15 protein-coding genes and 1 pseudogene are annotated in these 17,284 nt (G+C 69.2%); 5 read left to right on the top strand and 11 right to left on the bottom strand.

The window, feature by feature from the left end:
- Nucleotides 1-224: 224 nt before the first annotated feature.
- Nucleotides 225-1,838 carry an EAL domain-containing protein gene (locus QZ500_RS18220; RefSeq protein WP_295857282.1) on the bottom strand — a complete coding sequence of 538 codons (1,614 nt, stop codon included), beginning with the start codon at nt 1,836-1,838 and terminating at the stop codon, nt 225-227.
- A gap of 169 nt (nt 1,839-2,007) precedes the next feature.
- Between QZ500_RS18220 and QZ500_RS18215 the strand changes: the two genes are divergently transcribed.
- Nucleotides 2,008-2,637 (top strand): TetR/AcrR family transcriptional regulator, encoded by a 630-nt coding sequence (locus QZ500_RS18215; protein WP_295857280.1) that lies wholly within the window; start codon nt 2,008-2,010, stop codon nt 2,635-2,637.
- A 14-nt stretch (nt 2,638-2,651) separates the two neighbouring features.
- On the opposite strand, the gene QZ500_RS18210 is transcribed toward QZ500_RS18215, so the two are convergent.
- The 7 genes from QZ500_RS18210 to QZ500_RS18180 all read right to left on the bottom strand — a co-directional run bounded on the left by QZ500_RS18210 (nt 2,652) and on the right by QZ500_RS18180 (nt 9,463).
- Entirely contained in the window at nt 2,652-4,091 is a 1,440-nt protein-coding gene (locus tag QZ500_RS18210) for a diguanylate cyclase (RefSeq protein WP_295857278.1), read from the bottom strand.
- A gap of 616 nt (nt 4,092-4,707) precedes the next feature.
- Entirely contained in the window at nt 4,708-4,872 is a 165-nt protein-coding gene (locus QZ500_RS18205) for a hypothetical protein (protein ID WP_295857277.1), read from the bottom strand.
- Nucleotides 4,873-5,034: 162 nt separating this feature from the next.
- Nucleotides 5,035-6,339 carry a tryptophan--tRNA ligase gene (locus QZ500_RS18200; protein ID WP_295857276.1) on the bottom strand — a complete coding sequence of 435 codons (1,305 nt, stop codon included), beginning with the start codon at nt 6,337-6,339 and terminating at the stop codon, nt 5,035-5,037.
- 29 nt (nt 6,340-6,368) lie between these two features.
- Complete coding sequence (locus QZ500_RS18195) at nt 6,369-7,037, bottom strand: site-2 protease family protein (protein ID WP_295857274.1); 669 nt, start codon at nt 7,035-7,037, stop codon at nt 6,369-6,371.
- A 27-nt stretch (nt 7,038-7,064) separates the two neighbouring features.
- Complete coding sequence (locus QZ500_RS18190) at nt 7,065-7,706, bottom strand: L-threonylcarbamoyladenylate synthase (RefSeq protein WP_295857273.1); 642 nt, start codon at nt 7,704-7,706, stop codon at nt 7,065-7,067.
- 12 nt (nt 7,707-7,718) lie between these two features.
- A complete protein-coding gene (locus QZ500_RS18185; RefSeq protein ID WP_295857270.1) occupies nt 7,719-8,609 on the bottom strand; it encodes a DMT family transporter in 891 nt (296 codons plus the stop codon).
- Nucleotides 8,609-9,463 carry a 3',5'-nucleoside bisphosphate phosphatase gene (locus QZ500_RS18180; RefSeq protein ID WP_295857269.1) on the bottom strand — a complete coding sequence of 285 codons (855 nt, stop codon included), beginning with the start codon at nt 9,461-9,463 and terminating at the stop codon, nt 8,609-8,611. Before QZ500_RS18180 ends, QZ500_RS18185 begins: the two co-directional genes overlap by 1 nt.
- Nucleotides 9,464-9,816: 353 nt before the next feature.
- Between QZ500_RS18180 and QZ500_RS18175 the strand changes: the two are divergent.
- Nucleotides 9,817-11,004 (top strand): annotated as a pseudogene (locus tag QZ500_RS18175) (methyl-accepting chemotaxis protein); the annotation flags it as partial.
- A gap of 28 nt (nt 11,005-11,032) precedes the next feature.
- Here the strand turns inward: QZ500_RS18175 and recJ are convergent.
- Both recJ and QZ500_RS18165 read right to left on the bottom strand, forming a co-directional pair.
- Nucleotides 11,033-12,751, bottom strand: a complete 1,719-nt coding sequence (gene recJ, locus QZ500_RS18170) for a single-stranded-DNA-specific exonuclease RecJ (protein ID WP_295857267.1) — start codon at nt 12,749-12,751, stop codon at nt 11,033-11,035.
- Entirely contained in the window at nt 12,748-13,698 is a 951-nt protein-coding gene (locus QZ500_RS18165; protein WP_295857265.1) for a phosphoglycerate mutase, read from the bottom strand. The genes recJ and QZ500_RS18165 overlap by 4 nt, the downstream gene beginning before the upstream one ends.
- Nucleotides 13,699-13,820: 122 nt before the next feature.
- On the opposite strand from QZ500_RS18165, the gene QZ500_RS18160 reads away from it, so the two are divergent.
- The 3 genes from QZ500_RS18160 to QZ500_RS18150 all read left to right on the top strand — a co-directional run bounded on the left by QZ500_RS18160 (nt 13,821) and on the right by QZ500_RS18150 (nt 16,115).
- The gene (locus QZ500_RS18160; protein ID WP_295857263.1) at nt 13,821-15,077 is read left to right on the top strand and encodes a lipoprotein-releasing ABC transporter permease subunit; all 1,257 of its coding nucleotides are present in this window, start codon (nt 13,821-13,823) and stop codon (nt 15,075-15,077) included.
- The gene (gene lolD, locus QZ500_RS18155; RefSeq protein WP_295857261.1) at nt 15,070-15,750 is read left to right on the top strand and encodes a lipoprotein-releasing ABC transporter ATP-binding protein LolD; all 681 of its coding nucleotides are present in this window, start codon (nt 15,070-15,072) and stop codon (nt 15,748-15,750) included. The genes QZ500_RS18160 and lolD overlap by 8 nt, the downstream gene beginning before the upstream one ends.
- A 110-nt stretch (nt 15,751-15,860) precedes the next feature.
- Complete coding sequence (locus tag QZ500_RS18150; RefSeq protein ID WP_295857260.1) at nt 15,861-16,115, top strand: hypothetical protein; 255 nt, start codon at nt 15,861-15,863, stop codon at nt 16,113-16,115.
- Between the two features lie 30 nt (nt 16,116-16,145).
- On the opposite strand, the gene QZ500_RS18145 is transcribed toward QZ500_RS18150, so the two are convergent.
- A complete protein-coding gene (locus QZ500_RS18145) occupies nt 16,146-17,255 on the bottom strand; it encodes a VWA domain-containing protein (RefSeq protein ID WP_295857257.1) in 1,110 nt (369 codons plus the stop codon).
- Nucleotides 17,256-17,284 lie beyond the last annotated feature (29 nt).

Below are 17,284 nucleotides of genomic sequence, written 5' to 3'. Positions count from 1 at the left end.
AGCTTAAGACGGACGATCTCACAATGCGTCACAGCGCTGTTCTGCCGTTGGTGCCTGCGTCGGTGTCCTGAGTCGTCCCGCAGTGCCTCTATTTTGAGCAGCGGCCTGCAACGTAGGCGGGGCGCGGCTTACGGCAGTTGCCCCCGTCCTTATCCACAGAGTCGTCCACGCGCGACAGGGACAACTGGACCTCGCCTCTCCGGCAGCGAGGGAGAGCAGGGCGGTCAGACGATCGCGCAGTCCGCCGTGCCGTGCAGCAAGACGGCGCCAGTGCCGGGCTGACGCACGCTGCGCAGCAGGTTTTCCGCCAGCTTGCGGGCGTGGATGTCTTCTACCGTGCCGTACCAGCGCACGATGGTGCCGTCGAGCGCCCGGCACGGCGCGGCATAGCAGCGGGTCCAGCGGTATTCCTGTGCCCGCACGTACCAGACCGGCAGCTCCATGTCGTGGATCTCGCCCGTTTCCAGGCTGTGGGTCCAGGCGGCGAAAGCGTCCAGACGGTAGTCCGGGTGCAGCACCTCGGCCCAGCCGCTGCCCTGCAGTTCTTCCAGCGAGCGGCCGACCGCGATCTGGTACTTCGGGCTGATGAACAGGAAATGCCCATTCGGCTGCGCGACCCAGCTGGACTGCGGGCTCAGTTCCACCGTGTTGCGGTAGTGCTCCTCGCTGTCGCGCAGGGCGCGCTCCATCGCCTTGCGCCGGGTGATGTCGACCATCGCGACCGACACGCCCATGATGTCGCGGGCCTCGTCGCGCACCGTGCGGCACGACACCAAGTAGCAGCGGTCCTGCAGCCAGAGTTCTCCCTCGGGAATCGGCTCGCCGCGCAGCGCCTGGTCGAGCGCCTGGCATTGGGCAGCGGTGAGGAAAGGCATCACCTCGTGGACGCAGCGGCCCTGCAGCGAAGAAGCGGCGGTGTAGCAGAGCTCGGCGAACGGCGCGTTGGCGCTGACGATGCGGTGCTGGTGGTCGATGAAGGCGATGGCCGCGACCGAGCTGTCGTAGATCGCCTGCAGCTGGGCGAGCCGCTGGTTCGGCGAACGGTCGAGCGGCCGCGGGCGCGCCGATCCGTCCGGCAGCGCGCGCACCAGCAGCAGCGCCCGGGCTTCGTCCGCCTGCATGCCCAGGCCGAAGTGGAAGCCTTGGCCCAGGCAGCAGCCGAGCTCCTGCAGCAGCGCCACCTGTTCCAGGCTCTCGACCCCTTCGGCGACCACCGACAGGCCCAGGCTCTGGCCGAGCCCGACCACGGCGGCCACGATCTTGCGGCTTTCGCGGCGTGCCAGCATCGACTGCACGAAGCTCATGTCGATCTTCAGCGTGTCGAAGGGCAGGTCCTGCAGCCGCGTGAGGCTCGAATGTCCGGTACCGAAGTCGTCGAGGCCGACCTTCACGCCATGACTTTTCAACACGTTCACCGTGCGGCGTGCGCGTTCGAGCTGCGACGGCTCCAGCGCCTGCTCGGTGATCTCGATGCACAGGCGCGTCGGGTCGATGCCGGCGTCGCGCGCGGCGTCGAGGATCATCGCCGGCAGACCGTCGTCCTGCAACAGTTCGGGCACGATGTTCAGGCTCAGCGACGGCCGGCCTGGCCAGTCCGCGGCCTCGCGGCATGCGCGGGCGACCAACTGCGCGGTGAGTTCCGGCAGCAGCCCTGCGTCCCGAGCGACCGGGATGAACTCCACGGGACTGATGTCGCCCGCCTCGCTGTCGTGCCAGCGCGCGAGCACTTCGAAACCGCTGACCGTCCCGCTGCCGAGGCAGACAATCGGCTGGAAGACCGGATAGATGGCGTGGTGGGCGACGGCATGGGTCAGCCGCTGGACGAGCGAAGAAGGCATGGTGGATCGACGCGATGTGAAAGGGCCTGCAGCGGCAGCTGTGGGGGCCGGGCGGTGTCACAGGGCCGATGCAGAACGCGGGCGAGGTCCACCGGGGAGCGCCGGATAATAGATACGATACGTAACGTAGTCAATCATTCATGATCATTTTTCGACAGAGGGTTGCCTTATGAGCGCGCCGGCAACACCCGGCCCCCAGCGGCTGACACGGGCCGACGGCGCGGTGGCGACCCAGCTGGTCCTGGATGCCGCGCTGAAGCTCGCCTACGAAGGGGGCGTGCGCCATGTGACGGTGGAGCGCATCACCCAGGCGAGCGGCGTCGCCAAGACCACGATCTACCGCCGCTGGCCCAATGCTAGCGCGGTAGTGATGGAGGCGTACCTGGCCGAGATCCAGCCCATGATCGGCTACGCCGACGAGGGCGACGTGGTGGAGACCTTCCGCCGTACGGTGCGCGACGTGGCGGTCGTGCTGTCGGGCTACCGCGGAACCCTGCTGCGCCAGCTGCTCGGCGAGGCGCAGCATGATGGGCAACTGCAAAAGGCGTTCGTCGACCGCTGGACCCAGCCGCGGCGCGAGGCCGCACGCGCGGTCTTGCGGCGGGCGATGGAGCGGGGCGAGCTGCGGCCGGATATCGACATCGAGGTGACCATCGACGCGATCTACGGCGCCATCTACTACCGCATGAACATTCCCTACGCGGCGCTGACCGCCGACTATGCCGAGCGGCTGGTCACCCAGATCTTCCACGGCTTGGTGGTGCGGCCCGACAGCACCCCTCGTCCGGCGGAAACCTGATCCGACGTGGCCGGTCAACTGGCGAACACGAAGCCGCCGCCGCCTTGTTTGGCACGGTACATCGCGGCATCCGCCTTCTCCAGCAGCTCGGTGGCGCGTTCGCCGGTTTTCGCGCTGCACACGGCGATGCCGATGCTGGCGCCGACGGCGACTTCCTGACCATCCGGCAGCAGGATCGGCTGGCGGACCCGTTCGACGATCGCGCCGGCGATCGCCGACAGCTGTGGCACATCCTGGGTATAGATAAGGAACGCGAACTCGTCGCCACCCAGCCGGGCGACCGTATCCGAATTGCGCACCAGCGGCGGCAACCGCCCGGCCACCGCCTTCAATACTTCGTCGCCGGCGGCGTGTCCGAGGTTGTCGTTGATCGCCTTGAACTTGTTGAGGTCCATCAGCGCGACGGCGAAACCGCGACCCTGCTGTTGGTGATAGGCATCGGCCAGTTCCATCCGGTTGTCGAACGCACGCCGGTTGGCCAGCCGGGTCAGGGCATCGCGTTCCACCTCGGCAGCCAGCGGCGAGACGATCTTGCGGGTGGTGCGGCGGATCGTCACGATCGAAGCGAAGCACAGCAGCAGGGAGGCCGCCGTGATCAGGTGCTCCAGCCGACGAAACGGGCGCAGCGTCGGCCCATACGGTGTAGCCACCACCGACACGACGCGCACCTCGCTGCTGCCGTTCATGTCGACCGCCATCACCCGGTAGTTTTCGCCGTCGATCTGTTCGGTCCAGGCGGTACCGTTCGCGTACTGCAGCCCGGCATGCGCCACGCTGCGCGTGTCCCATGCGAGCGACGAAGCGTGCGCTGTCCAGGGCTCGCCCGGTGCCGCCGACACGTACGCGAAGTCGAGGTTGGTGACGTTCTTGAACTCGGCAAGGACGGCCCGGTTGATCTCGAATCCCAGCAGCACCGCGCCGGCCGGTGTCGGATTACGGACCGCCGTGCGCGTCCACTTGAAGAGCCGCGAATCCCCGTCCGGCTGCAGAGGAAACAGGTTGGGCTGGCCTTCGCGGTAACGCTGCGCGATCCGTTCGAGGTCCGCGTCGGCCACCTTGCCGTCCTGCGAGGCGAACGCCCGGGCTGACGACTGGGCGACGACCTGTCCGTTCAGATCCAGTAGGACGGCGACGTGCGCATCCAGCCGTTTCGACAGGTTCTGCAGCGCCGATTCGATGGTCGCCGGATCTTCGGTTCCTACCGCGTCGAGAAACCCGAAGTCCTTGGTCAGCAGATCCGCGGAGCTTTTCAGGTAGGCACCGCGCTGGGCGGCCACGAACCGGTAGGCCCTTGCCCCGGTGCCGAGTTGCCCGTCGAGGGTGTCCATCGCGATCTGGCGATTGGCCATGATCAGATAGAAGTACCCGGCGATCTGGAGCAGGATGATGATCGGAATGACGACATAGACCAGCTTCTTGTCGGAAGCCGTCGGCATCGTCTTGGAGAACAACATGGATGGCCTCCGGTCGGAACAATTCAGCGTGTACTTGGATGCTCCGTTTCGTACCTGGGCCTATTGTTACGAGGGTCTCTGTGCTGCTTTTTCTCCAATCGCGTTGAAGCTGATCACAGGTGATGTCGTCTCGATATTTGTGACCCGTCCGACCGGCTGATTTGACGATGAATCGAACAGAGTTTGATCTTCACGGCATCGGCGCGGTCGGAATGGCGCGGGGAGTTAGATTCAGGCGACGGATGCAACGTAACTCGATGTTGCATCTGCTTGCAATTGATCGAGGGGCCCTGTGCCAATGCACGACCGCGGTTCCGTCAACCCCATTCGCTGGTGCGCAGAACGTGCCGGAGCGCTGCCGGCAGCTTTGCGATGGATGTCGCATCCGATAGCCGCGCTCTTTGTCCGTCAGGCTAGAACGATGCCGTCGGCAGCAGCTGCGACACTGGGTGCTTGCACTGTGGCCTTAATGCACTCGACGCCTTATCTGTCTGCTGAATGCAGCGCCTGCGCAAGCGCTTATCGCCAGGGGACGGGTCGTAGGACCTTGATCGGATCAGCAGTGTCTAAAAAATATCTCAGAGAAATTGGGCGATAGCGAAGCCGAGCCGCCACCTTACTGCTCGAACGTACCCGGCGGGAAAAGCTGGTCCAGCTGCACGATGCCCAGTTCCGTCGCGTCGCCCGCGTGGTCGGGCAGCAGGACGGCAGCGGCGGCCGAGAGCGCCACCAGAATCGTGGCGGTGAAGGCCAGGAAAGCGGTACGCAACGAGCGACGCATGATGGGACTCCGGTGGTTGATGGCCGTATTACGTGCCTGGCCGGACGAACGCGTTGCAAGACGTTGCCGCAGCTGGCAAGCCGATTTGGCCTACAGCCGCCGATGGTGCCGCAGTTCGGTGACTGAGCGGAACCCCCGGGCACCCCTGCTGTTGCAGAAATGTCAGGCTTTGGATGACGCCAGCCGCTCGAGCGCATTGCGTACCGCGGGCAGGTCGGCGGGCTCTGCCGGCTCTGCGGCCCGCGCGACCAGGGCCGCGATGTCGGCATCGGGCCCTTGCAATGCGGCGATGACCTGGGCGGCCTCCCGCGGCTGCTCGTATGCCCGGCTCTGGAGCACCGTCTGCCCACGGCCGTCCTGCAGCTTGAAGCGGAACCGGCCATCGGCCTCGCGGTACTGTTTGAACGTCGGTGCGGCAGTCTTCTCGTCGCGCGCGGCGTCGCGGGGCGCGACCGTGGCTCCGCGCAAGGGGCGCAGCCCGACGGCCTGGCGCAGTTCTTGAACGAAAGGCGTCGCGATGGCGCGGGCCTTGGCGGCGCCCGCCTGCAGCATGTCTTCCAGCCGTTCGGGGCGGGCGATCAGCGCTTCGTAGGTATCGCGCAGCGGCGCGATTTCCCGGTCGATCCGTTCGAACAGCCGCTGCTTGGCATCGCCCCAGCCGATGCCGTCGGCATACGCCTGCCGCAACTCGGCCGTCTCTTCGGCCGACGCAAATGCCTGGAAGATCTGGAACAGCGCCGACCCATCGGTGTCCTTGGCCTCGCCCGGCGCCCGCGAATCCGTCACGATGGTCGCGATGCTCCGCTTCAGGTCGGACGCCGGCAGGAACAGCGGGATCGTGTTGTGATAACTCTTGCTCATCTTCCGGCCGTCGAGGCCCGGCAGCAGCGCGACCGACTCTTCCACGGCAGCGGCCGGCAGCACCATGTGCTCGCCGTAGAGGTGGTTGAAGCTGGCGGCCATGTCGCGCGCCATCTCGATGTGCTGGATCTGGTCGCGGCCGACCGGCACCTTGTGGGCGCGGAAAGCGAGGATGTCGGCGCCCATCAGTACCGGATACATGAACAGGCCGGCGGTCACGTCGGTGTCGGTGTCCTGGCCTGCCGCCGTGTTGCGGTCGACCGCCGCCTTGTAGGCATGGGCACGGTTGAGCAGGCCCTTGCCGGTGACGCAGGTCAGGAGCCAGCAGAGTTCCGGAATCTCCGGAATGTCCGACTGGCGGTAGAAGGTCACCCGCTCCGGGTCGAGTCCCGACGCGATCCAGGTCGCGGCGATCTCGAGCGTCGAGCGCCCGATGCGGGCCGGCTCGTCGCACTTGATCAGCGCGTGGTAGTCGGCCAGGAAATAGAAGCTCTCGGTGCCGGGCTCGCGGCTGGCGCGCACTGCCGGGCGGATCGCGCCGACGTAGTTGCCGAGATGGGGGGTGCCGGTGGTCGTGATGCCGGTGAGGACGCGCTGGATGCTCATGGAAGACGAAGCGAATGCGGAATGACGGATCAGCGCAGCAGCGCGGTCAAGGGTGCGATCAGCAGGTTGATCGCGCCGTAGCCTGCGGACATCAGCGGCATCAGCCAGTAGGTGCCGACGATGCCCGCCACCACCAGGCCCAGCACGATGAAGAAGCCGTAGGGCTCGATGCGCGCCAGCCACTGCGACTGCTTCCAGGGCAGCAGTCCGGCAAGCACCCGGCCGCCGTCGAGCGGCGGCAGCGGGAACAGGTTGAACGCCCACATGACCAGGTTGACCAGGATGCCGGCGCGGGCCATCTCGATAAAGAAACGCTCCTGCACGCCCGCCGCGACCAGTCCGACCAGTACCAGCGCCCAGAGGATCGCCTGCAGGAAATTCGACAGCGGCCCGGCGAGGGCCACCAGCACCATGTCGCGCCGCGGCCGGCGCAGGTGGCCGAAGTTGACCGGGACCGGCTTGGCGTAGCCGAACAGGAAGGCGCCCGAGGTCGCGAAGTAGAGCAGCACCGGCATCAGGATCGTGCCGACCGGGTCGATGTGCTTGATCGGGTTGAGGGTCAGCCGGCCCAGCATGTAGGCGGTGTTGTCGCCGAGCCGGCGGGCCATGTAGCCATGGGCGGTTTCGTGCACCGTGATCGCGAAGATCACCGGCAGCGCGTAGACCAGGACGGTCTGGATCAGTTTCTGGAAGTCCACCGGTCGATTGTCTCAGGCGGCGGCCGCTCAGGCGGACAGGCCGAGCGCCCGCAGGTCGCCGGCGCCCTGGCGGACGATGGTCGGATCGCCGCCGGTGCCCATCGGCGTCAGGTCGATGACGGTCGTCGGCAGCTGCGGGCAGGCGCCTGCATCCACCACCGCCGCCACGGCGCGCTCGTAGCGTTCGCGAATCTCTTCGGCATCGTTGAGCGGTTCGGTCTCGCCCGCGGGGATCAGGGTGGTCGCCAGCAGCGGCGCGCCGTGCTGGGTGAGCAGTTCCTGCAGCACCCGGTGGTCCGGCACCCGCAGGCCGATGGTCTTGCGCTGCGGATGGCTGACCCGGCGAGGCACTTCCTTGGTCGCCTCGAGGATGAAGGTGTAGGCCCCGGGCGTGGCCAACTTGAGCAGCCGGTACTGGCGGTTGTCCACCCGCGCGTAGCTCGACAGCTCGCTCAGGTCGCGGCAGAGCAGGGTGAGGTGGTGGCGGTCGTCCACCTGGCGGATGCGGCGCAGGGTGTCGACGGCATCGCGGTCGTCGAGCTGGCAGACCAGCGCATAGCTGGAGTCGGTCGGCACCGCGGCGACGCCGCCTCGCTGCAGCAGCGTCACCGCCTGCTTGAGCAGGCGGGGCTGGGGGTTGTCGGGATGGATCTCGAAATACTGGGCCATGGCAATGTCGTCTCAGGATTCGGCGGGCTGGACCACGATGCGGCTTTCGCGCACCGTCAGCCAGGCGCCGGCAGCGCCGCAGAGGGCAATGGTGACCATGCCGGCCACGGCGGTGGCGTCGGGCACATGGTCGAACAGCAGCCAGCCGCCCAGCATGGCGAAGCCGATCTGGGCGTATACGAAAGGCATCAGGGTGGATGCCGGTGCGCGTCGGTAGGCGATGGTCAGCAGCAGATGGCCGGCGGTGCCCATCACCCCCATCAGCAGCAGGGCGCCCCAGACGGCGGCATGGGGCGGCGGCGTCCAGACCAGCGGCAGGAACACCGAGGTGATCAGGGTGCCCACCCAGCCGCTGTAGAACTGCATGGTGATCGGATCTTCGGTCTGGGCCAGCCGGCTCGTCAGCACCTGGAACCAGGCGTTGCATGCGACGAGGCCGAGCGGCAGCAGCATCGCCCACTGGAACGCCTGGCCGCCCGGCCGCATCACGAGCAGGGTGCCGGCGAATCCCCCGGCCACCAGCGCCCAGCGCAGCCCGGACACCCTTTCCTTCAGCACCGTGGCGGCCAGCAGCGTGATCGCCAGCGGGGTGACCATGACGATCGCGGTGAACTCGCCGACCGGCATGTGGCGCAGGCTGAAAAAGGCGAAGACGCTGGTCAGCAGCAGCAGGAGCCCGCGCAGGCACTGGAAACGCGGGTGGGCGGTGCGCAGGGCGGCGAATCCGCGCGTCGGCAGGATCAGGGCGGTGGACGCGGCCGCCTGGAACGCATAGCGGAACCAGATCGCCATGAAGAGCGGAATGCTCGCGCCCGCGTATTTGGTGCTGCTGTCGAGCGTCGCGAAACAGGCGGTCGCGAGCACGGCGAGCGCGATGCCGCTGGCCGCGCCGGATACCCGCATCACCGGATGCGGTCCTGCAGCAGCTCCCAGACAGGGGTGAGGCCGGCGGACAGGTACGGCAGCTTGCCTAGGTCGGTATGCGATTCCTCGGGGCTATGGAAATCGCTGCCGCGGGACGCTGCGAGGCCGAACTCGCGCGCCATGTCGGCATAGGTGCCGTACTCCGCCGGCGTGTGGCTGCCGGTGACCACCTCGACGCCCTGGCCGCCGTGGGTCTTGAATTCGCTGAAAAGCGCATATTCCTCGTTCGCCGAGAAGCGGTACCGCCCCGGATGCGCGATGACCGCGACGCCGCCGGCGCCGGTGATCCAGCGTACCGCGTCGCCCAGCGCTGCCCAGCGGTGCGGCACATAGCCGGGCTTACCCTCCGTCAGGTACTTGCGGAACACCTCGGGCGTGTCGCGGCAGACACCGGTCTCCACCAGAAACCGGGCGAAATGGGTACGGGAGATCAGTTCCGGGTTGCCGACGAAACGCAGGGCACCTTCGTAGGCGCCGTGGATGCCGACCAATGCCAGCTGTGCCGCCATGTCTTGCGCGCGGGCGCCCCGGCCACCGCGAGTCTGCTGCAGACCCGCGCGCAGCGCCGGGTCCTCGTCGTCGAAGCCGAGGCCGACGATGTGGACCGTTTCTCCGGCGAACGTGACCGAGATCTCCACGCCGGTGAGGAAGGGCAGGCCGATGCGGCCGGCTTCCCCGGCGGCCCGGGCGAGGCCGCCGATCTCGTCGTGGTCGGTCAGCGCCCAGAGTTCCACGCCGCGCTCGGCCGCCCGCCGGGCGAGCGCCTCCGGCTCCAGCGTGCCGTCGGAGACGACGGAATGGCAATGCAGGTCGGCGTTCTGGTAAGTCGTCACATACAAATTTTAGGCTTTATGCCGTGAGGGTGGCGCCGATGAGAACAGCAGGCCTGCGGCGAAGAAGTAATTTTGCGGGTCGGTAATTCGCAACGCCGGGGTCTTCCGGGTGTTCAGTGCCGCAGCCTGTCAGTAACATGCGGTTTCACAGATCGGAGCATCGTGCTCCGTTTCCATCAAAGGGGTGGTTTTTCATGAAGCTGGACAACATGGGTGTAGCGCGCAAGCTGTGGATCGTGGTGGCGGGCCTCATGGTGGCGATGGTGGCGGTGGCCGCCTGGAGCCAGATGCGCGTCGGGCGGGTCAGCGCCGATGCGGCTGCAGCCGGCTGGGCCGGGCTGATCGCCATGGGCGTGATCTTCGTCGTCGGCCTGATCCTGACGGCCGCGTTGGTCCGGTCGGTCACCCAGCCGCTGGCGCGAGCGGTGGAGTTGTCGGAAGCGATCAGCACCGGCAACCTCACCCTTGACGTGCATGACGACCGCAAGGACGAGTTCGGCAACCTGCTGCGCTCGCTCTCCCAGATGTCGAGCAAGCTGCGCCAGGTGGTGGCGGAAGTGCGCTCCGGCGTCGAGTCGGTGTCGGTCGCATCCAGCGAGATCGCCAACGGCAACCAGGACCTGTCCGGCCGCACCGAGCAGACGGCGGCCAACCTGCAGCAGACGGCGTCCAGCATGGAGCAGCTGACCGGCACCGTCACCCAGTCCGTCGAGACCGCCCGCCAAGCCAACCAGTTGGCCTCCACCGCCGCCCAGACCGCGATGCGCGGCGGCGAGGTGGTGAGCCAGGTGGTGTCGAGCATGGAGCAGATCTCGGCCTCCTCGCGCAAGATCTCCGACATCATCGGCGTGATCGACGGCATCGCCTTCCAGACCAACATCCTCGCGCTGAATGCCGCGGTGGAGGCTGCCCGCGCCGGCGAACAGGGCCGCGGCTTCGCAGTGGTGGCCTCCGAGGTGCGCAGCCTGGCGCAGCGCTCGGCCCAGGCGGCCAAGGAAATCAAGACGCTGATCTCGGCATCCGTCGACACGGTGGAGTCCGGCTCCCAGCAGGTGGCGCAGGCCGGCCAGACGATGGGCGAGATCGTCAGCAGCGTGCGCCGGGTGACCGACCTGATCGGCGAGATCACCGCGTCGTCGCAGGAACAGCGCGACGGCATCAATTCGGTCAACCAGGCGGTCGGCAACCTCGACCAGATGACCCAGCAGAACGCGGCACTGGTGGAAGAGTCCGCTGCCGCCGCCGGCGCCCTGCGCGACCAAGCGCAGCGCCTCTCGCAGGTGGTGGCGGTGTTCAACGTGGGTGCTGTGGCAGCGTCGCCGGCCCTGGCGGCAGCGGCGATGCCGGTGCGCCGGCCGGTCCCGGCGCCGGCGGCTGCCGCGCCGGCCGTGGCAGCGTCGCCGGCGCGGAAGGTCCCGCTCGCATCGTCCGCGGCCAAGCCCGCGGCGAAACCGGCCCCGGCACCGGCGCTGGCCCGGCCGGCAGCCCCCGCCCCGGCCACGGTCGCCGCCGGCGCCGACGACGACTGGGAAAGCTTCTGACGCCGGCAGGCACGGGCGGCGCGGCGCGTTAGAGCTCCGCGCCCTCGACCACGAACTGCACCTTGCGTTCGCCGCGCCACTCGTTCACATCCAGCCGGAAGGCCAGCGTCACTCGCGGCGGCAGCGGGTCGGTATGGCCGAACCAGATCGCATCGACCGGCTGGCCTTGGTGCAGCAGCTTCAGGGACAGGTGCTTGTCCCCGACCAGCCGCTGGCTCACGACCTGGACTTCCTCGCTGAAGGTCGGTGCGGAGAAGCCCTGGCCCCAGACCTCCCGGTGGAGCGTGTCCACCATCTCGGCGCGGCGGTATTCGGGCGCCAGCGGTCCGTCGGTGTCGATGCGGCGGGTCAGCGTGGCCGCATCGAGCCATTCCTGGGCCACCTGCGCCAGCGCATTGCGGAACGTCTCGAAATCGGCCCGGCCGATGGTGCAGCCCGCCGCCATCGCGTGACCGCCGAATTTCAGCAGCACGCCGGGATGGCGCTTGGCGACCAGGTCGAGCGCGTCGCGCAGGTGGAAGCCCGGAATCGAGCGGCCCGATCCCTTGATCTCGTGCTCCTTGCCCGGCGCGGCGCTGGCCGCGAACACGAAGACCGGCCGGTGCAGCCGGTCCTTGAGCCGCGAGGCGACGATGCCGACCACGCCTTCGTGGAACGCCGGATCGAAGACGCACAACGCGGCCGGCGGCGTATCGCCGTCGGTGTCGCCGTCGAACAGCGATTCGGCCAGCGCCAGCGCCTGCTCCCGCATGCCGCCCTCGATCTCGCGGCGTTCGCGGTTGATCCCGTCCAGCATCTGCGCCAGCTCGGCGGCCCGTGCCGGGTCGTCGGTCAGCAGGCATTCGATGCCGATCGTCATGTCGGCCAGCCGGCCGGCGGCGTTGATGCGCGGCCCGAGGGCGAAGCCGAAATCGAAAGTGGTCGCCGCCCGGACGCTGCGGCCGGCGACCGCGAACAGTGTGGCCATGCCGGCCGGCAGCGCGCCGGCGCGGATCCGGCGCAGGCCCTGCGCCACCAGCCTGCGGTTGTTGGCGTCGAGCCGCACCACGTCGGCGACGGTGCCGAGCGCCACCAGCGGCAGCAGGGCGTCGAGGCGCGGCTGGGTCTGCGCATCGAAGACACCGCGCCGCCGCAGTTCGGCGCGGACCGCCAGGAGCACGTAGAACATCACGCCGCAGCCGGCGATGCATTTGCTGTCGAAGCCGCAGGCCGGCTGGTTCGGATTGACCAGCGCGTCGGCTTCCGGCAGCACCGGGCCCGGCAGGTGGTGGTCGGTGACGACCACCCGCAGGCCGAGCGCGCGGGCGGCGGCTACGCCCTCGACGCTGGCGATGCCGTTGTCGACCGTCAGCAGCAGATCGGCGCCGCGCGCATGCACCCGCTCGGAGATCGGCGGGGTGAGGCCGTAGCCGTCGACTACCCGGTCGGGCACTAGGTAGTCGACCTGCCGGGCGCCGAGCATGCGCAGGCCGCGCACCGCGACGGCGCAGGCGGTGGCGCCGTCGCAGTCGTAGTCGGCGACCACGCAGATCCGCAGGTCGTCGCGGATCGCGTCGGCCAGCAGGGCGGCGGCGGCCTCGGTGCCGTGCAGCCCGACCGGCGGCAGCAGCCGGCCGAGCGCGTCGTCGAGTTCGTCCTGGTGGTGCACGCCGCGCGCGGCGTAGAGCCGGGCAAGCAGCGGGTGGATGCCCGCCTGCTCCAGTGTCCAGACGCTGCGCGGCGGAATGTCTCTTGCTATTATTTTCATAGCTGCTCGCGCAGGTGGGGAAAGCGCAAACGGCCCGAAATGCTTTTGAAACGGTGGACCCAGCGGCCCAGGCCCGACCGTGGCACATGGCGGAAGGTTAGGCTGCTGCGCTCGCCGCACAGCGTCAGCGTCGCGGGCTCTCCACGGTCGACCGCTGCCGCCAGCCGGGCGCAGGCGTCGGCGTCGATGCGGCGCCAGCCGTCGGCCCAGGCGACCCAGTCGTCGCGCAGGGCGGCGGCGCGCAGGTCGTCCGGCATCTCCAGGCCGGGCGCGTCGGCGGCGGCGCCCGCCGGCCAGTCGCCGGTGCCGCTGAACCAGAAGGCGTTGACGGCCAGCTGACCGCGGGCATTGCGCGCGTCGGTGGACGGGTCGGTGTAGAGCAGCATCTGCATTTCGCCCTGCAGCCGGCGCAGCGGCCGGGCCTCGGGGCCGTCGGGCATCCACAGGTCGATACTGCGGCCGGTGACGCGGTCGAGCGAGGCGGTCGCCAGGCCCCGCAGCGGCGCGCCGCGGGCACGCCAGCGCGTCGGCGCCACGAATTCCAGCGCCATGCCGTCCTCGGCGAAATAGGGCGCGACCAGCGCCAGCAGCCGGCGGGATTCGTCCTCGGACAGCTGCAGCACGGCCGGGTCGAGCATGCCGATATGGTCGGGTGCCACCTGCCAGTGGCAGGGCGTCACCCAGGCCCAGGCATCGGCGGCAACATCCTGGCCGTCGGCCGCGGCCGAGCGCGCGGCCCAGGGCAGGCGGCCGTCCTCGACCGGCAGGCCGAGGGCGCGGGCCAGCGCGCGTTCGTGTGGCGGGGAGAGCGTGAATTCGTCGCCGGCATCGCCGCCGGCAGGCGCCATGCCGGCCAGCAGCCGCTCCAGGCGGGGCAGCGCCAGCGTGCGGGCCGCGGCCTCGCAGCCGGGAGCGAGCGCGGCGGCATAGGAGATCAGGAGGTGCATGGCGCCGATTGTCTCGCGCGGTATCGGTAGGCGTCGGGGCCGGGGGTTTGCAGGACAATGCAGCCGCGCGAACCGCCGCCTCCGGGCGCCGGACGCGGCCCGACGACTTTTTGCGGATCTCCATGCAACTTCCCTACGAGCTGGTCCTCGGCTGGCGCTACACCAGGGCCGGCCGCGCGACGCGGCGCAACGGCTTCATCTCCTTCATCTCGGGCGTGTCCATGCTGGGCATCGCGCTCGGCGTGGCGGCGCTGATCATCGTGCTGTCGGTGATGAACGGCTTCCAGAAGGAGGTGCGCGACCGGATGCTGTCGGTGGTGTCGCACATCGAGATCTTCGCCCCCGGCGGCCAGCCGCTGCCCGACCCGCAGAAGACGATCGCCGAGGCGCGCCGCAATCCGGAGGTGGTGGGTGCCGCGACCTTCATCGCCACGCAGGCGCTGCTGGCGCGCGGCGAGGACATGCGCGGCACGCTGGTGCGCGGCATCGACCCGGCCCACGAAGGCGAGGTGACCGACCTGGGCGCCGCCACGCAGAAGGAGGCGCTCGACCGGCTGGTGCCCGGCCAGTTCGGGATCGTGCTGGGCGTGGAACTGGCGCGCGCCCTGGGCGTACGCAACGGCGATCCGGTCACGCTGGTCGCGCCGAGCGGCCAGGTGACGCCCGCCGGCGTGGTGCCGCGGCTCAAGCAGATGACGGTGGTCGGCACCTTCGATTCGGGCCACTACGAGTACGACTCGTCGCTGGTCATGATCCACCAGGACGACGCGGCCCGCATCTTCCGGCTGGAGGGCCCGACCGGCATCCGCCTGAAGCTGAAGGACCTGCACCAGGCGCGCCAGGTCGCGCAGCAGCTCGCCGGCTCGCTCAGCGGCGACCTACTGATCCGCGACTGGACCCAGCAGAACAAGACCTGGTTCGCGGCGGTCGAGCTGGAGAAACGCATGATGTTCATCATCCTGACGCTGATCGTCGCGGTGGCGGCGTTCAACCTCGTCTCCACGCTGGTGATGACGGTGACCGACAAGCGCGCCGACATCGCGATCCTGCGCACCCTCGGCGCCAGCCCCAAAAGCATCATGGGCGTGTTCGTGGTGCAGGGCGCGATGGTCGGCGTGATCGGCACCCTGGCCGGCCTGCTGCTGGGCCTGGCGATCGCCTTCAACATCGACGTGATCGTGCCGGCGCTGGAGCGCCTCTTCCAGGCGAGCTTCCTGCCGAAGGACGTCTACCTGATCAGCCGCATGCCGAGCGAGCCGCAGCAGTCCGACATCGTGCCGATCGCCGTCATCTCCCTGATCCTGGCCTTCGTCGCCACCCTGTACCCGAGCTGGCGCGCCAGCCGCGTGAACCCCGCCGAGGCGCTGCGCTATGAATGACCGGCCGATCCTCGAGGCCACCGGCCTCACCAAGCGCTTCCACGACGGGCGTATCGACGTGACGGTGCTGCACGGCGTGGACGTGCGCATCCGCGCCGGCGAGACGGTCGCGATCGTCGGCACCTCGGGCTCGGGCAAGAGCACGCTGCTGCACCTGCTCGGCGGGCTGGATGCGCCCAGCGCCGGCAGCGTCGTGCTGCAGGGCCAGCCGCTCGCGCAGCTCGATGCCGCGGCGCAGGGCCGCCTGCGCAACCGGCACCTGGGTTTCGTCTACCAGTTCCACCACCTGCTGCCGGAATTCAGCGCGCTGGACAACGTCGGCATGCCGCTGCGCATCCGCCGCGAGACGCCCGAGGTCTGCGCCGAGGCGGCCGGCCGCATGCTGGCCGCCGTCGGGCTGTCCGGCCGGCTGCACCACCGGCCGGCGGAACTGTCGGGCGGCGAGCGCCAGCGGGTGGCGATCGCCCGCGCGCTGGTCACCCAGCCGGCCTGCGTGCTCGCCGACGAACCGACCGGCAACCTCGACCGCAGCACCGCCGACGGCGTGTTCGCACTGATGCTCGGCCTGGCGCGCGACCAGGGCACCGCCTTCGTCATGGTGACCCACGACGAAACGCTGGCGGCCCGCTGCGACCGGCAGCTGCGGCTGGTCTCGGGCCGGCTGCAGGACTGAGCAGGGCGTCGGGCCGCTTCGGCACCGGCCGCAGCGATACAACTGGTAAGCCCGGGAGGGCCCGTCGCGCCGTAAGGTGGCGACCGACCCACCCCTACCGGAGCCTTACCATGCCTGCCGACCGCACCGAACCCGCGCCAATCAACGACACCGACGAAGCCAAGGGACTGGTGCCTGACCCGCAGCTGCAGGAAGTGCATCGCCGGGAGGAAGCCGCGCTCGACCAGGGACAGTCGACGGACGAGGCGCAGGCCCGCGCCTGGGCCGAGGTCAACGGGGGCGGCAAGGCTGCAAAAGACAACCCGGCACCCCAGGATGCAAACCCCCAGGACGGCGACCCGGCCACCATCTCGGTCGGCGGCTGACGACGCGTGCCGTCCGCTGCGCCGTCGGATTCAGGCGACGCGGTGGAACCACCACATCGACAGCGTGGCCGACACCAATGCCAGCGCGGCCGCGAGGAGCGCGAACAGCGCCGACACCTCGGTTTCGCGTTTCTCGACCGTGAGCCGCGAGCTCAGCGTGTCGTAGACCTTCTTCAGGTCGGCCGCGGTGCCGGCGTAGAAGTATTCCGCCTGGGTCTTGGCGGCGACGGCCTTGAGCGTTTCCTCGTCCAGCCGCACCCGCATCGACCAGCCCTCGAATCCGATGGTGTCACCGTCGCGCGTGCCTACGCCGACCGTGTAGACCCGTACGCCGCGGTCGGCCGCGATCTGCGCCGCTTCCAGCGGGTCCACTCCGGTGGTGCGCTGGCCGTCGGTCAGCATGACGATCGCGGCCGAGCCGTAGGAGCCGGGCGGCACCGGCTTCGGGGGCGCTGCTTGCGCCGGCGGCTCGATCCCGGCGAGCGGCGCGCTGCGCATGCCGCTACGGTTCGGGCCCATCGCCGACACGTCGATCCCGCTGTTGGGGAACAGCGTGGCGAGCGACATCACGATGCCGTTGCCGGTGGCAGTCCCGCGCTGCAACTGGAAGCCGTCGATCGCCCGCTCGAGGTCTTCCCGCGACTGCGTGGGCAGCTGCGCGACCTGCGCGCTGCCGGCGAACGCCACGATGCCGACCCGCACGTTGCGCGGCAGTTCCGAAATGAAGGACTTGGCCGCCTGCTGTGCCGCGACCATCCGGTTGGGCTGCACGTCGGTCGCCCGCATGCTGGCCGACACATCGATCGCCAGCATGATCGTCTGCTGCTGGGCGGGCAGGGCGATCACCGCCACCGGCCGGGCGGCGGCCAGCAGCATCGCGACGAAGGCGAACAGCAACAGCAGCGGCGGCAGGTGGCGCCGCCAGCCGGGGCCCTTGCCGCCCGCATCGCGTACCAGCGACAGGCTGGCGTAACGCACCGCCAGCTTGCGCCGGCGGCCCTGCAGCCACAGGTAGAGCAGCACCAGCAGCGGCACCGCCAGCAACAGCCAGAGCAGCTGCGGCCAGAGGAAGTCGGGCACCGGCACCGCATGCCAGAAGGCCTGCCAGCGGTCGGTCCAGGTCGGGGTATCGGGCGGCATGGCGAACGGAAGTGGTAGGGCGGCAGGTC

The sequence above is a fragment of the uncultured Xylophilus sp. genome, assembly GCA_913776965.1.
Classification (GTDB): Bacteria; Pseudomonadota; Gammaproteobacteria; order Burkholderiales; family Burkholderiaceae_C; genus Xylophilus.
Note: the sequence above shows the minus strand (reverse complement) of the source record. Positions and strands in the feature narration are given on the sequence as shown.

What these genes read in the sequence shown, in the direction of transcription:
- QZ500_RS18190 (WP_295857273.1), bottom strand. Translation starts at nt 7,706, where the DNA reads ATGGCCCAGTATTTCGAGATCCATCCCGACAACCCCCAGCCCCGCCTG.
- QZ500_RS18215 (WP_295857280.1), top strand. Translation starts at nt 2,008, where the DNA reads ATGAGCGCGCCGGCAACACCCGGCCCCCAGCGGCTGACACGGGCCGAC.
- lolD (WP_295857261.1), top strand. Translation starts at nt 15,070, where the DNA reads ATGAATGACCGGCCGATCCTCGAGGCCACCGGCCTCACCAAGCGCTTC.
- QZ500_RS18210 (WP_295857278.1), bottom strand. Translation starts at nt 4,091, where the DNA reads ATGTTGTTCTCCAAGACGATGCCGACGGCTTCCGACAAGAAGCTGGTC.
- QZ500_RS18145 (WP_295857257.1), bottom strand. Translation starts at nt 17,255, where the DNA reads ATGCCGCCCGATACCCCGACCTGGACCGACCGCTGGCAGGCCTTCTGG.
- recJ (WP_295857267.1), bottom strand. Translation starts at nt 12,751, where the DNA reads ATGAAAATAATAGCAAGAGACATTCCGCCGCGCAGCGTCTGGACACTG.
- QZ500_RS18185 (WP_295857270.1), bottom strand. Translation starts at nt 8,609, where the DNA reads ATGCGGGTATCCGGCGCGGCCAGCGGCATCGCGCTCGCCGTGCTCGCG.
- QZ500_RS18150 (WP_295857260.1), top strand. Translation starts at nt 15,861, where the DNA reads ATGCCTGCCGACCGCACCGAACCCGCGCCAATCAACGACACCGACGAA.
- QZ500_RS18165 (WP_295857265.1), bottom strand. Translation starts at nt 13,698, where the DNA reads ATGCACCTCCTGATCTCCTATGCCGCCGCGCTCGCTCCCGGCTGCGAG.
- QZ500_RS18160 (WP_295857263.1), top strand. Translation starts at nt 13,821, where the DNA reads ATGCAACTTCCCTACGAGCTGGTCCTCGGCTGGCGCTACACCAGGGCC.
- QZ500_RS18205 (WP_295857277.1), bottom strand. Translation starts at nt 4,872, where the DNA reads ATGCGTCGCTCGTTGCGTACCGCTTTCCTGGCCTTCACCGCCACGATT.
- QZ500_RS18220 (WP_295857282.1), bottom strand. Translation starts at nt 1,838, where the DNA reads ATGCCTTCTTCGCTCGTCCAGCGGCTGACCCATGCCGTCGCCCACCAC.
- QZ500_RS18200 (WP_295857276.1), bottom strand. Translation starts at nt 6,339, where the DNA reads ATGAGCATCCAGCGCGTCCTCACCGGCATCACGACCACCGGCACCCCC.